This window comes from Streptomyces sp. NPDC030809 (assembly GCF_055572195.1).
In genome coordinates, this window is record NZ_JBVIDV010000001.1 from 562,858 (window position 1) to 583,728 (window position 20,871).

18 protein-coding genes are annotated in these 20,871 nt (G+C 76.2%); 7 read left to right on the forward strand and 11 right to left on the reverse strand.

Translation table 11 applies throughout. The annotated features are described in order from the left end of the window. Nucleotides 1–37 precede the first annotated feature (37 nt). Nucleotides 38–3,061 (reverse strand): AAA family ATPase, encoded by a 3,024-nt coding sequence (locus tag ACZ407_RS02395; RefSeq protein WP_468124806.1) that lies wholly within the window; start codon nt 3,059–3,061, stop codon nt 38–40. Then, complete coding sequence (locus ACZ407_RS02400) at nt 3,058–4,224, reverse strand: exonuclease SbcCD subunit D (protein ID WP_468124808.1); 1,167 nt, start codon at nt 4,222–4,224, stop codon at nt 3,058–3,060. The genes ACZ407_RS02395 and ACZ407_RS02400 overlap by 4 nt, the downstream gene beginning before the upstream one ends. An 84-nt stretch (nt 4,225–4,308) precedes the next feature. Here ACZ407_RS02400 and ACZ407_RS02405 point away from each other — a divergent pair, with 84 nt between their 5' ends. Both ACZ407_RS02405 and ACZ407_RS02410 read left to right on the forward strand, forming a co-directional pair. After that, entirely contained in the window at nt 4,309–5,334 is a 1,026-nt protein-coding gene (locus tag ACZ407_RS02405; protein WP_468124810.1) for an enoyl-CoA hydratase/isomerase family protein, read from the forward strand. Nucleotides 5,335–5,471: 137 nt separating this feature from the next. Continuing rightward, the gene (locus tag ACZ407_RS02410; RefSeq protein WP_468124812.1) at nt 5,472–6,746 is read left to right on the forward strand and encodes a vanadium-dependent haloperoxidase; all 1,275 of its coding nucleotides are present in this window, start codon (nt 5,472–5,474) and stop codon (nt 6,744–6,746) included. A 46-nt stretch (nt 6,747–6,792) separates the two neighbouring features. Here the strand turns inward: ACZ407_RS02410 and ACZ407_RS02415 are convergent, their stop codons facing one another. Further along, entirely contained in the window at nt 6,793–7,422 is a 630-nt protein-coding gene (locus ACZ407_RS02415; protein ID WP_468124814.1) for a YigZ family protein, read from the reverse strand. A 133-nt stretch (nt 7,423–7,555) separates the two neighbouring features. Here ACZ407_RS02415 and ACZ407_RS02420 point away from each other — a divergent pair, with 133 nt between their 5' ends. After that, entirely contained in the window at nt 7,556–7,963 is a 408-nt protein-coding gene (locus tag ACZ407_RS02420) for a CoA-binding protein (protein WP_468124815.1), read from the forward strand. A 19-nt stretch (nt 7,964–7,982) separates the two neighbouring features. Here ACZ407_RS02420 and ACZ407_RS02425 read toward each other — a convergent pair whose 3' ends face one another. Continuing rightward, complete coding sequence (locus ACZ407_RS02425; RefSeq protein ID WP_468124817.1) at nt 7,983–8,555, reverse strand: helix-turn-helix domain-containing protein; 573 nt, start codon at nt 8,553–8,555, stop codon at nt 7,983–7,985. 94 nt (nt 8,556–8,649) lie between these two features. On the opposite strand from ACZ407_RS02425, the gene ACZ407_RS02430 reads away from it, so the two are divergent. Then, nucleotides 8,650–9,519, forward strand: coding sequence for an EamA family transporter (locus tag ACZ407_RS02430; RefSeq protein ID WP_468124819.1), 870 nt, complete (start codon nt 8,650–8,652; stop codon nt 9,517–9,519). Nucleotides 9,520–9,526: 7 nt separating this feature from the next. On the opposite strand, the gene ACZ407_RS02435 is transcribed toward ACZ407_RS02430, so the two are convergent. Continuing rightward, nucleotides 9,527–10,285: an acyltransferase gene (locus ACZ407_RS02435; protein WP_468124821.1), complete on the reverse strand. Its 759-nt coding sequence runs from the start codon at nt 10,283–10,285 to the stop codon at nt 9,527–9,529. Nucleotides 10,286–10,415: 130 nt separating this feature from the next. On the opposite strand from ACZ407_RS02435, the gene ACZ407_RS02440 reads away from it, so the two are divergent. Next, nucleotides 10,416–10,961 carry a gamma carbonic anhydrase family protein gene (locus ACZ407_RS02440; RefSeq protein WP_468124822.1) on the forward strand — a complete coding sequence of 182 codons (546 nt, stop codon included), beginning with the start codon at nt 10,416–10,418 and terminating at the stop codon, nt 10,959–10,961. Between the two features lie 43 nt (nt 10,962–11,004). Here ACZ407_RS02440 and ACZ407_RS02445 read toward each other — a convergent pair whose 3' ends face one another. The 3 genes from ACZ407_RS02445 to ACZ407_RS02455 all read right to left on the reverse strand — a co-directional run bounded on the left by ACZ407_RS02445 (nt 11,005) and on the right by ACZ407_RS02455 (nt 14,992). Continuing rightward, the gene (locus tag ACZ407_RS02445; RefSeq protein ID WP_468124823.1) at nt 11,005–11,634 is read right to left on the reverse strand and encodes a DedA family protein; all 630 of its coding nucleotides are present in this window, start codon (nt 11,632–11,634) and stop codon (nt 11,005–11,007) included. Between the two features lie 72 nt (nt 11,635–11,706). After that, the gene (locus ACZ407_RS02450; protein ID WP_468124824.1) at nt 11,707–14,232 is read right to left on the reverse strand and encodes a beta-glucosidase; all 2,526 of its coding nucleotides are present in this window, start codon (nt 14,230–14,232) and stop codon (nt 11,707–11,709) included. A 322-nt stretch (nt 14,233–14,554) separates the two neighbouring features. Further along, a complete protein-coding gene (locus ACZ407_RS02455) occupies nt 14,555–14,992 on the reverse strand; it encodes a DUF4442 domain-containing protein (protein WP_468124917.1) in 438 nt (145 codons plus the stop codon). Nucleotides 14,993–15,105: 113 nt separating this feature from the next. Here ACZ407_RS02455 and ACZ407_RS02460 point away from each other — a divergent pair, with 113 nt between their 5' ends. Both ACZ407_RS02460 and ACZ407_RS02465 read left to right on the forward strand, forming a co-directional pair. Next, nucleotides 15,106–16,209, forward strand: coding sequence for a DUF8017 domain-containing protein (locus ACZ407_RS02460; protein WP_468124825.1), 1,104 nt, complete (start codon nt 15,106–15,108; stop codon nt 16,207–16,209). 82 nt (nt 16,210–16,291) lie between these two features. Further along, nucleotides 16,292–17,623 (forward strand): MFS transporter, encoded by a 1,332-nt coding sequence (locus ACZ407_RS02465; RefSeq protein ID WP_468124827.1) that lies wholly within the window; start codon nt 16,292–16,294, stop codon nt 17,621–17,623. Between the two features lie 78 nt (nt 17,624–17,701). Here ACZ407_RS02465 and ACZ407_RS02470 read toward each other — a convergent pair whose 3' ends face one another. The 3 genes from ACZ407_RS02470 to tuf all read right to left on the reverse strand — a co-directional run bounded on the left by ACZ407_RS02470 (nt 17,702) and on the right by tuf (nt 20,794). Beyond that, entirely contained in the window at nt 17,702–18,547 is an 846-nt protein-coding gene (locus tag ACZ407_RS02470; RefSeq protein WP_468124829.1) for a spermidine synthase, read from the reverse strand. 113 nt (nt 18,548–18,660) lie between these two features. Then, nucleotides 18,661–19,503 carry a patatin-like phospholipase family protein gene (locus ACZ407_RS02475; RefSeq protein ID WP_468124831.1) on the reverse strand — a complete coding sequence of 281 codons (843 nt, stop codon included), beginning with the start codon at nt 19,501–19,503 and terminating at the stop codon, nt 18,661–18,663. Nucleotides 19,504–19,615: 112 nt separating this feature from the next. After that, nucleotides 19,616–20,794 carry an elongation factor Tu gene (gene tuf, locus ACZ407_RS02480; RefSeq protein ID WP_468124832.1) on the reverse strand — a complete coding sequence of 393 codons (1,179 nt, stop codon included), beginning with the start codon at nt 20,792–20,794 and terminating at the stop codon, nt 19,616–19,618. Between the last annotated feature and the right edge of the window lie 77 nt (nt 20,795–20,871).

Consider the following 20,871-nt stretch of genomic DNA (forward strand, 5'->3'; position numbering starts at 1 on the left):
CGGGCCCGGGACCCGGTCGGCGGGACCGGTGCCGGGCTCAGGCCGCCGGACCGGCGCCGCCGCCGGTGCGCTGCCGTACGGCCGAGCCCCCGCGCTGCTTGACGATCTCCAACTGCGCCTGCACACGGGTGCGCAGGTCGGCGACGTGGCTGACGATGCCCACGCTGCGGTCGCGCTCGCGCAGCGAGTCCAGTACGTCGAGCACCTCGTCCAGGGCCTGGTCGTCGAGGCTGCCGAAGCCCTCGTCGATGAAGAGGGTGTCCAGCCGCATCCCGCCCGCCTCGTCGGTGACCACGTCGGCCAGGCCCAGCGCCAGGGCGAGCGAGGCGAAGAAGGTCTCGCCACCGGACAGGGTGGCCGTGTCCCGGGCCCGGCCGGTCCAGGCGTCCACCACGTGCAGCCCCAGTCCGGAACGTCCGCGGCCGCCCGCGCGTTCGTCGGAGTGGACGAGGGTGTACCGGCCGCCCGACATCCGCAGCAGCCGCAGGGTCGCCGCCGCGGCGACCTGCTCCAGCCGCGCGGCGAGCACGTACGACTCCAGCCTCATGCGGCGTCCGTTGTCGGCCGAGGTGCCCGCGGTGAGGGCGGCCAGCCGGGCCACCCGCTCGTAGTCGGCGCGCAGCGGGCCCAGGGCGCGCAGCTCCGCGTCGGCCCGCGCGGACAGCCGGTCCAGCTCGGTGCAGCGCAGCCGGGCCGCGTCGGCGGCGGAGCCTGCCGTGCGGAGCTGCGCTGCGGTGCGCTCGGCCGCCGCCTGCGCCTCGTCGGGCCGGGCGGGCGGCAGCTCGGCCGCGGCGGCGGTCTCCGCCTCGGCGCGGCGCTCCGCGAGTGCGGCCGCCTCGGCCTGCCAGCCGTCGATGCGGCGCTGGTGGGCGCTGCGTTCGTGGTCGGGCAGTACGGCGGCGACGGCCTCGTCGGTGGTGGCGAACCCGGCCTTGAAGGCGGCGTCGGCGAGCCGGCCGTCGGCCTCCTTGAGGCGCTGGGCGGCGGACTCGGCCTGCCGGGCGGCCGCGCCGGCCTCGGCGACCAGGCGGATACGGGTCTCCAGGGTGCGGGCCCGGTCGGCGATGCTCGCGGCGTCCCCGCGGACCTCGGCCAGTTCCGCTTCGAGGGCGCGCTGCTCCTTGTCGAGGGCCTCGCGGTGCGAGTTCCGGGCGGCGGACTGCTGTTCGGCGCGGCGGCGGTTCTCCAGCCGTACCTGGTACTCGCGTTCGGCGCGGGCGAGGGCCTCGCGGGCCGCGTGCAGGCTGCCGGCCGCGGCATGGGCGGCCGCGTGATCGCGCGTCAGTTTCTCGGTGAGGGCCAGGAGTTCGGCCGTGGGGACCGCGCCGGCGGTGGCGGCCGCCTCGGCCCCCGCCTCGCGCACGGCGGCGAGCCGCCGCTCCGCTTCCGCCCTCCTCCCGTCGGCCTGCTCGTAGCGCGCGCGGGCGGCGTCCTCGGCGGCCCGGTCCACGTGGCCGGGCGCGGGCCGGGCCGGGTCCGGGTGGGTGGCGGAGCCGCACACGGTGCACGGCTGCCCGGCGGTGAGGGCGGCGGCGAGTTCGGCGGCGATCCCGCGCAGCCGGGCCTCCTTGAGCTCCAGCCAGTGCTCACGGGCGGCGCCGGCCTCCTCCCGTACGGCGAGCAGGGCGGCGGCGGCGGCCTCCGCGTCGCGGGCGAGCGCGTCGCGGCGGCGGGCGGCGGTGAGCTGGAGACGGGCCGGCTCCAGGCGGCCGGCGAGCTGCTCGGCGAGGGTGGCGGCCTGCTGGGCCTCCTCCACGCGGGCCGCCAGCGCGGTGCGGCCGGTCTCCCAGCCGGCGAGCCAGGCCGCGGTCTCGTGCAGGAGGTCCTCGGCGGCCCGCGCCTCGCGGTCCAGGGCGGTGCGCTCGCGGGTGATCTCGGCGCTGCGGCGCTCGGCCCGCTCGGCGGCGGTGACGGCGCCCAGCTCCCCGCTGAGCCGCAGCTCCAGGGCGGCGAGCTGCTCGGCCCCGGCCTCGGCGAGGGCGGCGGGCAGCCGGGAGCGGCAGTGGGCGTCGGCGGCCGCGGCCGCGCGGTGCGCGTCGGCGGCGGCCTGCCGCAGGTCGAGGGCGGGGGTGACGCGGTCGGCGCGGCGGGCCCGGTCGAGGAGTTCCCGCACCCGGTCCTGCTCGGGGGCCTGTGCGGCGAGGTCCGCGGCCCGGCGCAGGGTCTCGGCGTGCCGGCGCTGGAGCCGGTCGAGTTCCCGGGCCTCGGCCAGGTCCTGCACGGCCTGCTCGTGGCGCCGTTCGGCCGCGGCCAGGGCCGAGCGGGCGATGGCGAGGCGTTCGCGGGCGTCCGCGCGGGCCACGGCGGCCCAGCAGCGCACCTCCTCGGCGAGGCCGGGGTCGCCCGGGGAGAGCGGGGGCAGCGGGCGGGCGCGCAGGTCGGCGCTGTCCCCGGCGGCCTGGGCGAGCCGCTGGGCCGTGCCGAGGACGCGTTCGTCCCCGGCGCGCACCTGTTCCTCCGCGGCCCGGCGCTGTTCCGCGAGGCGCTTTTCGACGGCGGCGAACCGGCGGGTGTCGAAGAGCCGGCCCAGCAGCCTGCCGCGGTCCTCGGCATCGGCGCGCAGGAAGCGTGCGAAGTCGCCCTGCGGGAGCAGGACCACCTGGCAGAACTGCTCCCGGCTCATGCCGAGGAGCTGCTCGATCTCGGCCGCCACCTCTTGGTGGGAGCGGCTGAGGGCCTGCCAGCCGTGCTCCGGGCTGTGCTCGCGCAGCCAGGTCTGCGCCTTGTCCCGGGTGGTGCCGGTGCCGCGCTTCTTGGGCCGCTGCTGCTCGGGGCGGCGGGTGAGTTCGAGGCGACGGCCGCCGACGGTCAGTTCGAGGCGGACCTCGGTGGCGGTGCCGGAGTCGGCGTGGTCGCTGCGCAGGCTGGTGCCGGGGGCCTGGCGGCTGCCGGGCACCGAGCCGTACAGGGCGTAGCAGACGGCGTCGAGCACGGAGGTCTTGCCGGCGCCGGTGGGGCCGTGCAGGAGGAAGATCCCGGCGGCGGAGAGCGCGTCGAAGTCGATCTCCTGGGCGGTGGCGAAGGGCCCGAAGGCGGTGACGGTGAGCCGGTGCAGCCTCATCGGTCCGTCTCCTGGAGGGCGTCGTGGGTGCGCACCTCGTCGAAGGCCCGGCGCAGGACCTCGCGCTCCCGGTCGTCGGGTGCGCTGCCGCCGCGCACGTGGACCACGAAGTCCTCGGCGATCTCCTGGTCGGAGCGGCCCTTGATGCGCTCGGCGTACGAGGCGTCGGGGCCGCTGTCCGCACCCTCGGGGTCGAAGGCGAGGCTGAGGACGTGCGGGAAGCGGGCGGCGAGGCGGGCCATGGGTTCGGCGGGCCTCGCCGGGTCGGTGAGCGTGGCCTCGACCCAGGCGTGCTCGTGGCGGGCGAGGTCCGGATCGGTGAGCAGGGTGTCGAGGGGGCCGCGGATCCGGGCGAGGGGGCGGGGGACGGGGGTGTCGAGGCGCTCGGCGGCGAGTTCCCCGGCGGGGCCGAGCTCGACCAGCCACATGGTCTTGCGGTGCGAGGTCTCGGAGAAGGAGTACGCCAGCGGCGAGCCCGAGTAGCGGACCCGCTCGGTGATCGTCTGGCAGCCGTGCAGGTGGCCGAGGGCCGCGTAGTCCACCCCGTCGAAGAGCCCCGCGGGCACCGACGCGACCCCGCCCACGGTGATGTCGCGCTCGCTGTCGCTGGGCTCCCCGCCCGTGACGAAGGCGTGGGCGAGCACCACGGAGCGGGTACCGGTCGGGCGGCCCGCGAGGTCGGCGCGGATCCGGTCCATGGCGGCGCCGAGCACCGCCTCGTGTCCGGCCTGCGCGGTCCCGAACTCGTCCTTGACCAGGGCCGGTTCGAGGTACGGCAGCCCGTAGAGGGCCACGTCCCCGTGTACGTCGGACAGCACGACGGGGTCGGCGCAGCCGGCCGGGTCGGTGCGCAGGTGGATGCCGGCCCGGCCGATCAGGCCGGCGGCCACGCCGAGGCGGCGGGCCGAGTCGTGGTTGCCGGAGATCATCACCGTGGGCACGCCGAGGTCGGCGAGCCGGTGCAGGGCCCGGTCGAAGAGCTCGACCGCGGGCAGCGGGGGCACGGCCCGGTCGTAGACGTCCCCGGCGACGAGCACCGCGTCCACCTCGTGGGTGCGGGCGGTCTCGATCAGGTGGTCGATGAAGGCGGCTTGGGCGTCGAGCAGGTTCACGCGGTGGAACGAGCGGCCGAGGTGCCAGTCGGAGGTGTGCAGAAACTTCACTCGACCCGCTCCGACCTTCCCGCCTGCTCGCACTGCCGCCCCCAAGCCTGCCAGATGCCGGGGACCGCTCGTATGCTCGGCCGCATGTCCGTACTCATCCGCACGGCCGGCGCCATCGGGCGCATCACCCTCGACCGCCCCAAGGCGCTCAACGCCCTCACCCACGACATGGTGCGCCGGATCCACGGGGCGCTGGACGCCTGGGAGCGCGATCCGGCCGTGACGGCGGTGCTGCTCGACGGGGCCGGGGAGCGGGGCCTGTGCGCGGGCGGGGACATCCGGGCGATCCGCGAGTCGGCGCTCGTGGACCGGACCCTGGCGCTGTCCTTCTGGCGGGACGAGTACCGGCTGAACGCGCGGATCGCCCGGCTCGGGATGCCGTGGGTGGCGCTGATGGACGGGATCGTGATGGGCGGCGGGGTGGGCCTGTCGGCCCACGGCCGGGTGCGGATCGTCACCGAGCGGTCCCGGGTGGCGATGCCGGAGGTGGGCATCGGGTTCGTGCCGGACGTCGGGGGCACGTACCTGCTCGGCCGGGCCCCCGGGGAACTGGGCACGCACCTGGCGCTGACGGCGGACGCGATGGGCGGGGCGGATGCCGTGCTGTGCGGGTTCGCCGACCACCTGGTGCCCTCGGAGCGCCTGCCGGAGCTCGTCGGAGCGCTGGTCGCGGGGGTGCCGGCGGACCGGGCGGCGGCCGCCGTGGCGGTGCCCGCGGGAGCCGGGGAGCTGGCCCGGCACCGGGAGTGGATCGACCACTGCTACGCGGCGGACACCGTCGAGGAGATCGTCGAGCGGCTGGGCGCCTACGGGGAGCCGGCGGCGAAGGAGGCCGCGGAGCGGATCCTGGGCCACTCCCCCACCTCCGTGAAGGTCACTCTGGCCGCGCTGCGGCGGGCCCGGGGGCTCGGCAGCCTGGAAGAGGTCCTGGAGCAGGAGTGGCGGGTGTCGGGGGCCGCCCTGGCCGGCCCCGACCTGCCGGAGGGCGTCCGTGCCCAGATGGTCGACAAGGACCGGCGCCCCCGCTGGTCCCCTGCGACCCTCGCGGAGGTCTCGGACGCCGCCGTCGAGGCCCATTTCGCCCCCGCGGGGGCGCTGTTCGCGCACTGACGGGGCCGGGCGGCGGCGGGCGCGGACCGGGGCGGCTGTTGCCGGTTCGTGGCGGGGGTGCGAACGTCTCGTGGCCGGTCCGCCGTGGCCGGTTCGGCCGCTTGTACGGGCTCCGGGGGCCTGGTTAGCGTCGCGGCATGCCTCTCGATCGCCGCACCACCCTGCTTTCCGCTGCCTCCGCGACCCTGCTCGCACTGACCGGCGCGGGCACCTCCTCCGCCGCCGCCCCGCCGGACCCGGCGGACCCGGCCGGCCGGGACACGGGATCCGTCGTACTCGACTGGTACGACGCCACCGCCCGCACGGTCGCGGCCGCCGGGATCACCACCCAGATCACCAACAGCCGCACCTGGGCGATCGCCTGGATCGCCGCCGCGCGCGCCACCCGCGAGGCCCCGGCCGGTCCGGCGCGCGCCGCCTTCCGCACCGCGGCCGTCGCCTCCGCGGTGCACGACGCGCTCGTGGCCCTGGTCCCGGCGAGCGCCCCCGACCTGGACGCGGCCCTGGCGGGCTCGCTGGCCGCGGTTCCGGACGGCCCGGCCAAGGCGGCGGGTGCGGCGGCCGGCTCCCGGCAGGCCCGGGCCCTGCTCGCCGCCCGCCGGGACGACGGCCTGGACCCGGCCTCGGTGAACGCCCCGTTCCCGGTGCCGCCGGCCGCGCCGGGGGTCTGGCAGCCCACCCCGGACGGCTACGCCCCGGCGATCCAGTACGGCAACCGGATCGCCCGGCCCTTCCTGCTGACCCGCCCGGACCAGTTCCGCCTGGACCCGCCGCCCGCCCTCGGCTCCCGCCGCTACCGGGCCGATCTGGCCGAGGTCCGCGCGTACGGGGCGAAGGACAGCAAGGTCCGCACGCCGCGGCAGACCGAGACCGCGCAGTTCTGGTACGGCGGGTCGCTCGCCCTGTTCACGGAGCCGCTGCGGGTGGCCGTGGCGCGCTCCCCGCGGTCGGCGGCGGGGCGGGCGGCGCTGATCGCGGTGTTCCACGCCGCGCTCGTGGACACCCAGATCGCCACGTCGGACAGCAAGTACGCCCATGTGCGCTGGCGGCCCGTGACGGCCATCCGGACGGGCACGATCGGCACCGACCCCGGCTGGAGCCCGCTGCACCAGACCCCGGCGCACCCGGACTACCCGAGCGGGCACACCTCCTACGCGGGCGCCGCCGAAACCGTGCTGGACGCCCTGGCCGGTCCGCGGCCGGGGGCGTTCACGCTGACCAGCCCGACCGCGCCGGGGGTCCGGCGCACGTACACCGGCTGGCACGAGCTGACCCGGGACAACGTGGAGGCCCGCGTCCTGTCCGGCATCCACAGCCGCAGCGCGGACGAGGCGGGGGTGCTGCTGGGCCGGACCGTCGGCCGGCACGCCCTGCACCGGGCGGAACGGCTGCTGGACCCGCGCCGCGGCTGACCCTGCGGCGGGGTCCCGGCCGGCGGGCGCGGCGGGGCCGGCGGGGTCAGCCGTCCCCGTAGGCCTCGCCGCCCAGCTCCAGCCCGGCGGTGCCGGCGCTGGCGTCGGCGAGCCAGGCCGTGAAGGCCTCGACCTCCGACTCGGGGAGGCCGATCTCGATCGAGACGGCCTCTCCGTAGCGGACGTCCAGCACGGCCCGGCCGGTGGACCGCAGGTCGTTCTGCATCTTCCCGGCCCGCTGGTGGTCGACGGTCACGGTGGCCAGCCGGTAGCGGTGCCGGGTGACGGTGCCCAGCGCGTCGAGGGCCTCCCCGACCACCCCGCCGTACGCCCGGATCAGCCCGCCGGCGCCGAGCTTGACCCCGCCGTAGTAGCGGGTGACGACGGCCACCGCGTAGCGGACCTCGCGCCGCATGAGCATCTGGAGCATGGGCACTCCGGCCGTGCCGCCGGGCTCCCCGTCGTCGCTGGCCTTCTGGACGGAGGCGTCGGCGCCGACGACGTAGGCGAAGCAGTTGTGGGTGGCGGTGGGGTGCTCCCGGCGGATCCGGGCGATGAAGTCCTGGGCCTCCTGCTCGGTCGCCGCGGGGGCGAGCGCGCAGATGAAACGGGAGCGGTTGATCTCGGACTCGTGCACGCCCTCGCGGGCCACCGTCACGTACTGGTCTGCCTTCACCCACCCACCCTAAGGGGAATCCCGGAGGGCCCCCGCGCCGTTGACACCCGGTGCGCGCCGGCACCCGGCCGGCGGGCAGGTCCAGTGGGCCGGCCGGGCGGAACCGGCCCGGCCACGGCAACGGAGGCAGCGCGTGTACGGCGACCCGGCAACCATCCGCAAGATCCTCACCGAGCTCGGCGACACCTGGGCCGTGGTCGGCCTGTCGGACAACCGGGACCGGGCCGCCTACGGGGTGGCCCGCACGCTCCAGCGGTTCGGCAAGCGCATCGTGCCGGTGCACCCCAGTGCACCGACCGTGCACGGCGAGCAGGGCTACGCCTCGCTGGCGGAGATCCCGTTCAAGGTGGACGTGGTCGACGTGTTCGTGAACAGCGGGCTGGCGGGTCCGGTGGCCGACCAGGCGGCGGCGGCCGGGGCGGAGGCGGTCTGGTTCCAGCTGGGCGTGGTCGACGAGGCGGCCTACCACCGCACGCGCGCGGCCGGGCTGCACATGGTCATGGACCGGTGCCCGGCCATCGAGATCCCCGCGCTGGGCTGAACCGGCGCGACGGGGGCGCTCAGCCGGGCTTCGGGACCGACACGGTCATCGTCATCTCCATCGGCTGCGCGCCCTCGTTGTGGTACCCGTGGGCCACAGAGGCCTCGAAGGACACCGCCGCCCCGGCCGGCACCGCGTAGCGCTCCCCCGCCACGACCAGCGTGAGTTCCCCCGCGGTCACGTGGAGCATTTCGAAGGTGCCCGGGGGGTGCGGGTCGGAATCCGTGCCCTCGCCCGGCTGCAGCCGGTAACTCCACATCTCCAGCGGCCCGTTGCGGTCGTTTCCGACGAGCATGTGCGAGGCGCTGCCCGCCTCCGTCGACCACATCCGCACCTGCTGCCCCGGCAGGACCACCTGCACCTGCGGCCCGCTCCCCTGGTCGAGCAGGGTGGTGATGCTGACGCCCAGGGCGTCGGCCAGTTTCACGGCGGTGCCGACGCTGGGGTTGGTACGGGCCTGCTCGATCTGGATGATCATGCCGCGGCTGACCCCGGAGCGGGCCGCCAGCGCGTCGAGGGTGTAGCCGCGCTCACCGCGCCAGCGCTTGAGGTTCCGGGCGAGCGCCTGCGTCAGCTGTTCGAGGTCCGACACGTTCCGTCCAATATATTAGATGGCAGAGTTCAATAAACTGCACTAGCGTGTGGTGTACCGACTCGTTCACTGCACTGTACTGCGAGGTCCTGCCATGACCACCGTCTTCGCCCTGGCCACAGCCCTGCTGTGGGGCCTCGCCGACTTCGGCGGCGGGCTGCTGACCCGCCGCCTGCCCGGGCTGACCGTGGTCGTCGTCTCCCAGCTGCTCGCGGTCGCGACCCTGGGCGCGGTGGTGCTCGCGACCGGCGCGTGGAGCGAGGCCGGGCCCCAGCTGTGGTTCGCGGTGGCGGCCGGAGTCGTCGGCCCCGTGGCCATGCTCGCCTTCTACAAGGCCCTGGCCCTCGGCCCGATGGGAGTGGTCTCGCCGGTGGCGGCCCTGGGCGGGGTGGCCGTACCGATCGGGGTCGGGCTCACGCTCGGCGAGCGGCCCGGGGCCGGGCAGTTCACGGGCATCGCGATCGCCGTGCTCGGGATCGTGCTGGCGAGCGGACCGGAGCTGGGCGGGGCGCCCGTACAGCGCCGGACCCTGGGGCTCACCCTGCTGTCGGCCTTCGGCTTCGGCGCGGTCATGGCCCTGATCGCGGAGGCGTCCACCACGCTCACCGGCCTCTTCCTCGCCCTGTTCGTCCAGCGGGTCACCAACGTGCTGACCGGCGGGGCCGCCCTGTGGGTCTCCGCGCGGCGCGGCAACCCCGTGCTGCCCGCGGACGAGGGCTTCGGCGCGGTCCGCCGGGCGCTGCCGGCGCTGGCCTTCGTCGGGCTGGCGGACGTGGCGGCGAACGGCACGTACGCGGTCGCGGCGCAGCACGGTCCGGTGACGGTCGCGGCCGTGCTGGCCTCGCTCTACCCCGTGATCACGGCGCTGGCGGCGCGCGGGGTCCTCAAGGAGCGGATGCGGGCCGTGCAGGCGGCGGGAGCGGGGCTGGCGATGGCCGGAACGGTCCTCCTGGCGGCGGGCTGACCCGCCGTCAGGCCTGGGCGGCCGGGCCGGACACCCGTACCGCCTCCGCGAAGGCGATCAGCTGCTCCGGGGTGACCCCGTCGGGGATCGGCACCGGGGCCGGGGTGCGCAGCGGCGGCTGCCAGCCCTCCTCCGGGTCGTAGCGGCGGACGATGCGGGCCGGGGCCCCGGCGACCACCGCGTGGTCGGGCACCTCGCCGCGCACGACCGACCCGGCGGCCACGACCACGTTCCGCCCCAGCCGCGCCCCGGGCAGGATCACCGCTCCCGTGCCGAGCCAGCAGCCCGGACCGATCTCCACGGGCGCGCTGCGCGGCCACTGGCGGCCGACCGGCTCGTCGGGGTTGTCGTAGCTGTGGTTGGTGGAGGTGATGTAGACCCCGGGGCCGCAGAAGGTGTCCGAGCCGATCGAGATCGGGGCGTCGGCGATGACGTGGCTGCCGCGCCCGAGCACCACCCCGTCGCCGAGCACGAGCACGGGCTCGGGCCCGAGGTCCAGGCCCGGCAGCATGCCGGCGGTCAGGGTGACCTGCTCGGCGATGATGCAGTGGCCGCCGAGGTGGATCCACTCCTCGCCGAAGACGGTGCCCTGCGGGAAGGCCAGCCGGGTGCCGTCCCCGATCGCTCCGAACCGCAGCCGGCCCGGGGTCTGGGCGGAGACCGAGCCGGCACGCTGCATCCAGCGCCAGGCGGCGTGGGCGGCCCGCGAGGCGGCGCGCCGCCGCCAGGCGGCCAGGGATGAGAACGTGTTCTGGTTCTTCGGCACCCGGCCACGGTAGTGCGCGCGGGGCGGCCCGTCCGGCCGCCGGGGCTGTGATCTTCACCCCATCGCCGGAGCCTTCCGGTCCGTGCCCTACGGTGCTGGGGGCGCGCAGCGCGAGCACAAGGGAGAGATCATGAGCAGTCAGGCGGACCGGGGCTTCGTCGCGGCGGTCGGCGGCAGGACCCCGCAGGTGGACGCGGAGGCCTTCACGGCGCCGACGTCCGTGGTGGTGGGCGAGGTCAGCCTCGCCGCCGGCACGAGCGTCTGGTACTCGGCGGTGCTGCGGGCCGACTGCGGCCCCATCACTCTCGGGGCCGACAGCAACGTGCAGGACAACTGCACCCTCCACGTGGACCCCGGGTTCCCGGTGTCGATCGGCGAGCGGGTGTCGATCGGCCACAACGCGGTCGTGCACGGCTGCACCGTGGAGGACGACTGCCTGATCGGCATGGGCGCGACCGTGCTCAACGGAGCCGTCATCGGCGCCGGCTCCCTGGTCGCCGCGCAGGCGCTGGTGCCCCAGGGGATGCAGGTGCCGCCGGGCTCGCTGGTGGCCGGCGTGCCGGCGAAGGTGCGGCGCCCGCTGACGGAGGAGGAGCGCGAGGGCATCCGCGTCAACGCGGCGATGTACGTGGAGCTCGCCAAGCAGCACCGGGCGGCCGTGACCGGGGAGGGCTGACGCGGCGCGGGGCCCTGCCGGACGGCAGCCCGCCCCGCTCGTCTCAGTCGGCGGTGGCCGCAGCCGCGGCCGCCGCCTTCTTGGCGCGGCTCTTGAGGACCAGCAGCGAGGTCAGGCCGATCAGCACGGCCAGCACCAGGCCCAGCCAGGAGAAGCGCTTGAGCCAGGCCTCGGCCACCACGCCGACGTAGTAGATGACGGCCGTGGTGCCGCCCGCCCACAGGATCCCGCCGAGGACGTTGGCGACGAGGAACTTCCAGTAGGGCATCTGCAGCACGCCGGCCAGCGGTCCGGCGAAGATCCGCAGCAGGGCCACGAAGCGGCCGAAGAAGACCGCCCACATGCCCCACTTCTCGAAGGAGCGCTCGGCCACCGCGATGTTCTGCTCCCCGAAGTGCTTGGGGAAGCGCTTGCCGAGTCGGGCGAGCAGCGGCCGGCCGCCCTTGCGTCCGATGGCGTAGCCGATCGAGTCGCCGATGATCGCGCCGGCGGTGGCGCAGACGCCGAGCACCACGGGGTTGATGTCCCCGTGCTGGGAGGCGAGCAGGGCGGAGCTGACGAGGATGATCTCGCCGGGCAGCGGGATGCCCAGGCTCTCCAGGCCGATGACCACGCCGACCAGGAGGTAGATGCTGACCGCCGGTACGGTTTCGAGCCATTCCTGGATGTGCACTGCCTGGTCCTCCCGCGTCCCCGTGCGCCCCCTGGCGCCCGGCTGGGCAGCCTACCCGCTCCGCCGCGGACGTCAGCGTTCCGCGGTCGGCCGCACCACCGCCTCGGCGCGCAGCCGCAGGTCCCGCGAGGACCGCCCGACCTGCACGGTCCGCCGGCCGGTGCCCAGCACCCAGCCGTGCCGTCCCGGGTCCCAGGAGGACAGGGTCCGGGCATCGACCTCGACGGAGACCCGGCGCGCCTCCCCCGGGGCGAGGGCGAGCCTGCGGTAGCCGGCGAGCATCCGGACCGGCTGGTCCAGCCGCAGGTCGGGCGAGGGCCCCAGGTACACCTGCGCCACCTCCGTGCCGGGCCGCCGTCCGGTGTTCCGTACGGTGAACTCGACGCGCAGCCCGTCCTCCCCGGGGCGCACGGCGAGCTTCTCGTAGCCGAACGACGTGTACGAGAGGCCGTGGCCGAAGGGGAACAGGGGCGCCACGTTCCGGGCGTCGTACCAGCGGTGGCCGACGTGCACCCCCTCGCTGTACTCCTGCCGGCCGCCCACCCCCGGGTAGCGGAGCGGGTCTCCGGCCACGGGGTGCCGGTGGTCGGCGGCGGGGAAGGTCTGGGTGAGCCGCCCGCCGGGGTCGGCGTCGCCGAAGAGGACGGCGGCCGTGGCGGCGGCCCCCTCCTGGCCCGGGTAGTACATCTGGAGGACGGCGCCCGTCTTCGCGAGCCAGGGCATGGCCGTGCTGGACGAGGTGTTGAGGACCACGGTGGTGCGGGGGTTGGCGGCGGTCACGGCCTCGACGAGCTGCTGCTGCGCGCCCGGCAGGGCGAGGGTGGTGCGGTCGCGGCCTTCGGTGGCGTCCTCGTAGGCGAAGAGCACGACGCTGTGGGCCGCCTTCGCCGTGCGCACCGCCGCGGCGAGGTCCTCGGCCCGGCTCGCCCGGCTGGTGTGGCGCAGCCGGAAGCGCTGCCCGGCGGCCCCGCCCTCGGCGGTGACGGCGAGCCGGTGGGCGCCGGCCTTGAGCCGGACGGCCGCGCGCCGGACGGCGAGTCCGTCGGGGGCGGCGGCGAGCAGCCCGCCGGCGAAGTACTCGGCCACTCCGGCGCGTACGGGGAACAGCTCCGCCCCGTCGAGGCGGACGGACGGCCGCTTGCCGGTGTAGTGGACGATCAGCGTCCAGTCGTCCTCGGCGGGCAGGGTGAGGGTGCCCTCCCAGCCCCACGCCCGGCCGGCGGGCACCTGCCGGTCGTCGAGCTGGACCGCCGGGGTCAGCATCCCGGCGGGCAGCGGCCTGCCGTACAGGTCCTCGCCGAGCGCGTAGGCGGGCCGGGCACCCGCGGCGGCCTTGGCGGCGCGGGCCCGCAGCGCGGTGAGCGGGCTGTCGGCGCGGTCGGGGACCACGTGGGCGCTGCCGCCGCCGCTGACGAAGGGGACGCTCCCGGTGGGCCCGATGACGGCGAGGGAGCGGGCGGCGGGCCCGGCGAGCGGGAGGGTGCCGCGTACGTTGCGCAGCAGGACCGCCCCGGCCACGGCCACCTTGCGGGCGACGGCTGCTCCGGCGGCGGGGTCGCGGGCGGGCCGGGGCGGCGGGGTGCCGTCGAGGAGGCCGAAGCGGTCGAGGGTGGTGAGGATCCGGCGGACCGAACGGTCGAGGACGGCCAGGGGCACGGCGCCGGCGGTGACCGCCGTCTTGAGGGCGCTGCCGTAGTGGCGGCCGCCGGGCATCTCCATGTCGAGCCCCGCTCCGATGGCGGCCGCGGTGCTGTGGGTGGCGTCCCAGTCGGACACGACCCAGCCGGTGAAGGCCCAGCGGCCCCGCAGCAGGTCGTCGAGCAGCGGCTTGCTCTCGCAGGCGTGGGTGCCGTTGACCTTGTTGTACGCGCCCATCACCGCGCCCGCTCCGGCGGCCACGGCGGCCTCGAACCCGCGCAGTTCCGTCTCGTGGAGGGTCTGCTCCCCGGCGATGACGTCGACGGTGGTGCGGCCCTCCTCCTGGTTGTTGAGGGCGTAGTGCTTGACGGTGGCGATCAGGCCCTCCTCCTGGATGCCGCGGATCATCTCGCCGACCAGGTCGGCGGTGAGCTTGGGGTCCTCGGAGAAGGTCTCGAAGTTGCGTCCGGCGTACGGGGTGCGGATGAGGTTGACCATCGGCGAGAGCAGTACGTCCTGGCCCAGGGCGCGGCCCTCGCGGCCGATCACCCGGCCGTACTCGCGGGCGAGCGCCGGGTCGAAGGCGGAGGCGAGCAGGACGGGGGCGGGCAGGGCGGTGGCGGGGCGGGCCACGCGCACCCCGGCGGGGCCGTCGGCCAGCCGCAGCGGCGGGATGCCGAGGCGGGGCACGCCGGGGACGTAGCCGGCCTGGCCGAGGGTGGCCGGGTCGCGGTCCCCGTGCAGGAGGCGGATCTTCTCGTCGAGGGCGAGGCGTTCCAGGAGGGCTTCCACGCGGGCCTCGCTGCCGGCGCGGGCGGCCTGGCGGACGGCGGGGGCGGTGGCGGGCCGGGCGGCGGCGGCCGGGCCGGGTGCCGGGGGCGCGCAGGCCGGGAGCCCGGTGGCCACGGTGGCCGCACCGAGCAGGCGGATCGCGGAACGTCGGGAGACGGCCTCGGCCATCGGCGGTCACTCCTCGGGGCGGCGGGCGCGGTACGTCGCGGTCCGCGCCGCGCCCCGCGGCGGGCGCCCCCGCGCCGCCACTGTGCGCCAGGCGGGCCCCGGTCCGCCGTCGCCGCCCCGTCCGCAGCCCCGCGGGGCGCTGCGATTCCCCCGGGTGCGCCAACGCGGCACGCCCGCCGGGTGCCCCCGCGGGCGGGGGCACCCTGACGGGCGTGCGGGGGCCGGCGCGGGCGCGCCGGGCGGTCGCGGTACGGGTCCCGCCCGGCCCGGACAGGGCCTGCCGGAGCGGCTGCGGGAGGGCCGGCCGGCCCTCGGCCGCCGGTCAGCCGTTGGGGCGCAGGGTCCAGACCACGGTCATCTCGCCGGTGACGGCCTCGTCCTCGCGCTGGATGCTGATGGTGACCGGGAACTCCGGGCGGCCGCCGGCGTCCAGCTCGGCGACGACCTCGGCGGCCGGGCGGCCGAGGACGGCGGTCGCCGTGACGACGCCCTTGGCGAGCTTCTTGTAGCCGATCTCGGCCTTCACGGCGAGCGGCACGGCGCGGTGGAGCTGGTCGCCGAAGGCGGCGAGGACGATCGCGCCGCTCGCGGACTCGGCCAGGGTGAACATGGCGCCGGCGTGCGGTCCCCCGACGTGGTTGTGGTAGGCGGCCTGGTCCGGCAGGCGCACCACGGCGCGGTCCGGGGTGGTCTCCAGGAACTCCAGGTTCAGGGTGCGGGCCATCGGCACGGTGGCGGCGAGCAGTTCGCCCACGTTCATCTGATCAGCGCTCATGGGCCAGGATGTTACCCACGAGTAGGTGGGCTTGGCCAGACCCGGCGCCGGGGGGCGGCCGTAGCCCCGGGTCCGCTCCCCCTTTATGGTTACTGGCCATGTGGCCAGAACAGCAGCCGCCCGGGGGCGAGCAGAACGCGCAGAACGGGCAGCCGAACCCGTACCAGCAGCCGGGGCAGCCGAACCCCTACCAGCAGCCTGCTCCTGAGCAGCCGGGTGGCTACGGCTACCCCCAGCAGACTGCACCGCAGGCCCCGCCGCCGGGGGGTTACGGCTACCCGCAGGCGCCGGCCCAGCAGCCGGGCGCGTACGGGTACCCGCAGCAGCCCGCGCCGGAGGGCCAGTTCGGCCAGTTCGGCTACCCGCAGCCGCCGACGGCCGAGTCCTGGGCCTACGGCCAGCCCGAGCCGCCCAAGCGCCGCAACACGACCGCGATGATCGCGATCGGCGCGGCCGTGGCCGTGGTGGCCGCCGCCTCCGTGACCGCCGGCATCGTCCTCAACAAGGACGACGGCAAGAAGGACGAGGCCGACGGCAAGCCCACCGCGCCGGTCTCCTCCGCACCGGCCTCTCCCACCGCCAACCCGCGGGCCGGCGGCGAGATCCCGCCGCAGATCCCGGGCTGGAAGGTCGTCGCCAACCCCAAGTACGGGGTCGCCTTCGACGTGCCGCCGGAGTGGAAGGTCGACAAGCCGGGCGTCTCCCGGGGCTTCTCCGACGCCAAGAAGAACGACGGCATGCCGGTCGTGAGCATGTCGGGCACCGCCACCCTCAAGGAGGAGTGGTGCACGACGGACGCGAACAAGGACGGCTACACCGAGAACACCAGCCTCGCCGACGCCGGCACCAAGGGCGGCCAGGGCGCCAAGAGCACCGCCGAGGCGGCGCGCAACGAGGCCGGCAACTGGGTCTGGGCCGGTTTCGCGCAGAAGGCGCCCAAGGGCACCGTGAAGGTCTCCAAGGCGAAGCCCTACACCAGCAAGTCGGGGCTGAAGGGCCACTGGGCCAGCGCCACCGCGAAGGGCCTCAAGAAGACCGGCAAGTGCGACACCGACGGCAAGGGGCTGGCCTTCAGCTTCAAGACCGCCAAGGGCGACTACGCGAGCTTCGTGCTGGTCGCCCCGGACAGCGTCAAGGACGAGATCCCCTCGGCCACCTCGAAGAAGATCATGAGCACGGTCCGCCTCGTCGGCGGGCAGTGAACCGGTGACCCGGCCCCGCCGGTGACCGCCGGGGGCCGGGAATCCATTTGGATTCCCGGCCCCCGGCAGGGATAGTCCCGAGGTGACCTCTCCCACCGCCGCCGCACGCCGCCCCGCCTGGGCGGGACGCAACTACACCCTGCTGACGGCCGCCGCGGTCGTGACCAACCTGGGCAGCCACGGCGCCCTGATCGCGGCGGCCTTCGCCGTGATCCAGAGCGGGGGCTCGGGCGCGGACGTGGGACTGGTCGCCGCCGCCCGCACCCTGCCGCTGGTGCTGTTCCTCCTCGTCGGCGGCGCGATCGCGGACCGGCTGCCCAGGCACCGGGTCATGGTCGCGGCCAACGCCCTCAACTGCGTCTCCCAGGGAGCCTTCGCCCTGCTCGTCCTCACCGGCCAGGCACAGCTGTGGCAGATGATGCTGCTCAGCGCCCTGGGCGGGACCGGACAGGCCTTCTTCAACCCGGCGGCCGAGGGCATGCTGATGTCCACCGTCACCGGCGAGCAGGCGGCCCGGGCCTTCGCCGTGTTCCGGCTGGCGATGAACAGCGCCGGCATCGGCGGGGCCGCACTGGGCGGGGCGATGATCGCCGCGATGGGCCCCGGCTGGGTGCTCGCCGTGGACGCGGCCGCCTTCGCCCTCGCGGGCGCGCTCCGGTCCTTCCTCGACGTGAGCCACATACCCGACCGGGCGCCCGGCGGCGGGCTGCTCGCCGATCTGCGCGAGGGGTGGCGGGAGTTCGTCAGCCGCCCGTGGCTGTGGGCGATCGTGCTCCAGTTCTCCGTCGTGGTGGCCGTGGTCGGAGCGGCCGAGTCCGTCTACGGGCCGCTGGTGGCGCGCGACGCGCTCGGCGGGGCGGCGCCCTGGGGCATCGCGCTCGGCATGTTCGGCGCGGGCAGCCTCGCCGGGGCGCTGCTCATGATGCGCTGGAAGCCGCGGCGGCTGCTGCTCGCCGCCACCTTGTGCGTGTTCCCCCTCGCCCTGCCCTCGGCGGCCCTGGCGGTGCCGCTGCCGGTGTGGGGGCTGTGCGCGGTCATGTTCGTGAGCGGCACCGCCATCGAGGTCTTCGGCGTCTCGTGGATGACGACCATGCACCAGGAGATCCCGGAGGAGAAGCTCTCCCGGGTCTCCGCGTACGACGCGTTCGGCTCGCTGTCCATGCTGCCGCTCGCCACCGCCCTGGCCGGCCCGGTGGCCTCGGCCGTCGGCCGCACCCAGGCCCTGTGGGGCTGCGCCTGCCTGGTCGTCCTCGTCACCGCAGCGGTGCTGCTCGTCCCGGACGTACGCCGCATGACCCGCCGCCCGTCGCCGGCCGCGGCCCGCGGGGGCGCGCCGACGGGGCAGGGCGGACCGGGCGGACCGGCGCCCGCCGTGACCGCTGCCGGTACGGCGGAGGCCGCTGCGGGGTCGTGAACCGGCAGCGCAGCCGACGACCCGGCCCCACGGGCCGCGGTCCGCGGCCCGCGCCGGAGCGGGGGGCCGGTCTGCCGCTCAGCCGAGGCTGAAGGCTCCGTCGGGGGGCTGGGGCGAGGGGACCGCGTCCGCGTCCCCGACCGGCCGGGCCCCGCCGATGAAGCGCGCCAGCTCGGCGCCCTCCTCGACCCTCGCCGGAAACGCGTCGGCGGCGCAGCGGCGGGCCAGCGGGCCGAGGTCGGGCTCGCGGTGGGAGGCCAGCAGGACCGCGTTCCCGAAGCGCCGGCCGCGCAGCACGGAGGGTTCCGCGACCAGGGCGAGGTGCGCGAAGGCGGCGGCGAAGTTCGCGAGCTGCGAGCGGAGGAAGCCGAAGGGCGCGCCGTCGGCGAGGTTCGCCGCGTAGATCCCGTCCGGGCGCACCACCCGGGCCGCCTCGCGCGCGTACTCGACGGAGGTGAGCGCGGCGGGTACGCGGGAGCCGCCGAAGACGTCCCCGATCAGGACGTCGGCGCTGTCCGCGGGGGCGGCGGCGATCCAGGCGCGGGCGTCGGCGGCGTGCACGGCGATGCCGGAGTCCGGCGGGAGCGGGAGCACCTCGGCGACGAGGGCCAGGAGTTCCGCGTCGGCGTCGACCACCTGCTGGCGGGAGCCGGGGCGGGTGGCGGCCGCGTACCGGGCGAGGGTGCAGGCGCCGCCGCCGAGGTGGACGAGGTCCAGGGGGCGGCCCTCCTCGGCTGCGCCGTCCAGGACGTGCCCGAGGCGGCGGACGTACTCGAACTCGAGGTGTCCGGGGGCGTCGAGGTCCACGTACGACTGGGGGGCGCCGTCGACCGTGAGGAGCCAGGCGTGGGGGCGGTCCAGGTCGGGCATGAGTTTGGCGGTGCCGCCGCCGACGGTGCGCATCACGGGCATTGCTTCGTCCACGCGCCCATTCTCCCTGCTGTGCGGGCCCTTCCCGCCCCGCCCCTTCCCGGACCGGGGCCCGCCCCGGACCCCGCGCCTCGAACGCCCCCGGGGCCGGATTGCGCCCTGCGGGGTCACCCGTGCCAGAGGGCCGCCGCTTCGGCCACGTGGCGGGCCGCCTGCGCCCGTCCCGCCCGCGCCGCGGGATCCCGCCGCGCCGGATCCAGCACGTTGCGCCCGAAGGCGGCTCGGGACGCCTTGTCGGGGGTGATGAGGAGGACGCGCGCCCCGCCGGCCCGCAGGCGTTCCGCCTGGGTGCGGGCCGACGGGAGGACCCCGGCCCCCGCGGCCAGCGGGGCGAGGACGACCACCCGCTCGCAGCCCTCGGCCAGGTCCGCGTTGGTCGCGGAGCGGACCCCGCCGTCGATGAACCGGCGCCCGCCGATGGTGACCGGCGGCCACACCCCCGGCACCGCGCAGCTCGCGGCGACCGCGTCGACGAGCCCGGCCCCGCCGTCCCGGCCGAAGGCCCGCAGCTCGCCGGTCAGGGCATCCACCGCGGTGACGAGCAGCCGCCGCTCGGGCCAGTCGTGCGAGACCAGCCGGGCCGCGAGCACCTTGCGGCGCTCCGCCTCGGCGCCGGTGTCGGCGGCCAGGGCGAAGGCCCCGACCCGGCGCGCGTACCCGAGCGGGTCCCGCTCGCGCAGCATGGCCACGGCGAACCGGGCGAGCACCCCGGGCCCGAGCCTGGCCGGGGCCTCCCCGGAGGCGTCCCCGAGCTGGCGCTCGTACAGTTCGGCGGGGCCGAGGAGCCCGGAGGCGAGCTGGGCCCCGACCACGGCGCCGGCCGAGGTGCCGATCACCAGTCCGGCGGTGGAGAGGTCCACTCCGCCCTCCGCCAGGCCGTGCAGGACGCCCGCCTCCCAGCCGACCCCCGCGAGGCCGCCCCCGCCGAGGACCAGTGCCGTACCGCCCATGTCTGCGCTCCCGTCCCGTGCCTGCTGGTGTGGCGGCAGTCTGACGCAGCCGCCGCACCACGGGGGCGCCGGGGTACCCGGAGGTGCCCGGGCACCCGGGCACCCGGACGCCTCAGAGGACTTCCGTCACCGTCCCCGCCCCCACCGTGCGCCCGCCCTCGCGGATCGCGAAGCCGAGGCCGGGCTCCAGGGGCACCTCGCGGCCCAGGTCCACGGTCATGGCGACCGTCTCGCCCGGCCGGGCCACGGCCGCCGCCCCGAGGTCCACCTCGCCCACCACGTCCGCGGTGCGGAGGTGGAACTGCGGCCGGTAGCCGGTGCCGAGCGGGGTGCTGCGGCCGCCCTCGCGGGCGGACAGCACGTACACCTGCGCCGTGAAACGGCGGCGCGGGCGGACGCTGCCCGGGGCGGCGGCCACGTGCCCGCGCCGGACCCCGTCGCGCGGCACCCCGCGCAGCAGCAGCGCCACGTTGTCACCGGCCTCGGCGGATTCCATTGGCTTGCCGAAGGTCTCCAGCCCGGTGACGACCGTCTCGGCCGGCTCGCCGTCCCCGCCGAACAGGGCGATCCGGTCCCCGACCCGTACCGTGCCGCGCTCGACGGCGCCGGTCACGACGGTGCCGCGCCCGGTGATCGTCAGCACGTTCTCCACGGGCAGCAGGAACGGCGCCGCGGTGTAGCGCACCGGAGTCGGCACGTACGTGTCCACCGCGTCGAGCAGGGCCTCGATCGCCGCGGTCCAGCGCGGCTCCCCCGCCAGGGCGCCGAGTCCGGAGACCCGGATGACGGGCACGGTGTCGCCGCCGTAGCCGTGCGCGGTGAGCAGCTCGCGGATCTCCAGCTCGACGAGGTCGGTGAGCTCCGGGTCTCCGGCGTCGGCCTTGTTGAGGGCGACGACGATGTGGTCCACGCCGACCTGCCGCGCGAGCAGCACGTGCTCGGCGGTCTGCGGCATGATCCCGTCGAGGGCGGAGACCACGAGGATCGCCCCGTCCAGCTGGGCCGCGCCGGTGACCATGTTCTTGACGTAGTCGGCGTGCCCCGGCATGTCCACGTGGGCGTAGTGGCGGGTGCCGGTCTCGTACTCGACGTGGGCGAGGTTGATGGTGATGCCGCGGCGGGCCTCCTCGGGGGCCCGGTCGATGCGGTCGAAGGGCACGAAGGAGGCGCCGCCGCGCTCGGCGAGGACCTTGGTGATGGCCGCGGTGAGGGTGGTCTTGCCGTGGTCGACGTGGCCCATGGTGCCGATGTTCAGGTGCGGCTTGGTGCGCACGAATGCCGTCTTGGGCATGGCTGAAGCCTGTTCCTTCCCGGAACGTGGTGGAAGCGGGACCCCTGGGCCTGGCCGACCCTCCCCCTGCGGGGTCC

What these genes read in the sequence shown, in the direction of transcription:
- ACZ407_RS02405 (WP_468124810.1), top strand. Translation starts at nt 4,309, where the DNA reads ATGTCCGTACTCATCCGCACGGCCGGCGCCATCGGGCGCATCACCCTC.
- ACZ407_RS02440 (WP_468124822.1), top strand. Translation starts at nt 10,416, where the DNA reads ATGAGCAGTCAGGCGGACCGGGGCTTCGTCGCGGCGGTCGGCGGCAGG.
- ACZ407_RS02455 (WP_468124917.1), bottom strand. Translation starts at nt 14,992, where the DNA reads ATGAACGTGGGCGAACTGCTCGCCGCCACCGTGCCGATGGCCCGCACC.
- ACZ407_RS02460 (WP_468124825.1), top strand. Translation starts at nt 15,106, where the DNA reads ATGTGGCCAGAACAGCAGCCGCCCGGGGGCGAGCAGAACGCGCAGAAC.
- ACZ407_RS02475 (WP_468124831.1), bottom strand. Translation starts at nt 19,503, where the DNA reads ATGGGCGGTACGGCACTGGTCCTCGGCGGGGGCGGCCTCGCGGGGGTC.
- ACZ407_RS02450 (WP_468124824.1), bottom strand. Translation starts at nt 14,232, where the DNA reads ATGGCCGAGGCCGTCTCCCGACGTTCCGCGATCCGCCTGCTCGGTGCG.
- ACZ407_RS02395 (WP_468124806.1), bottom strand. Translation starts at nt 3,061, where the DNA reads ATGAGGCTGCACCGGCTCACCGTCACCGCCTTCGGGCCCTTCGCCACC.
- ACZ407_RS02410 (WP_468124812.1), top strand. Translation starts at nt 5,472, where the DNA reads ATGCCTCTCGATCGCCGCACCACCCTGCTTTCCGCTGCCTCCGCGACC.
- tuf (WP_468124832.1), bottom strand. Translation starts at nt 20,794, where the DNA reads ATGCCCAAGACGGCATTCGTGCGCACCAAGCCGCACCTGAACATCGGC.
- ACZ407_RS02430 (WP_468124819.1), top strand. Translation starts at nt 8,650, where the DNA reads ATGACCACCGTCTTCGCCCTGGCCACAGCCCTGCTGTGGGGCCTCGCC.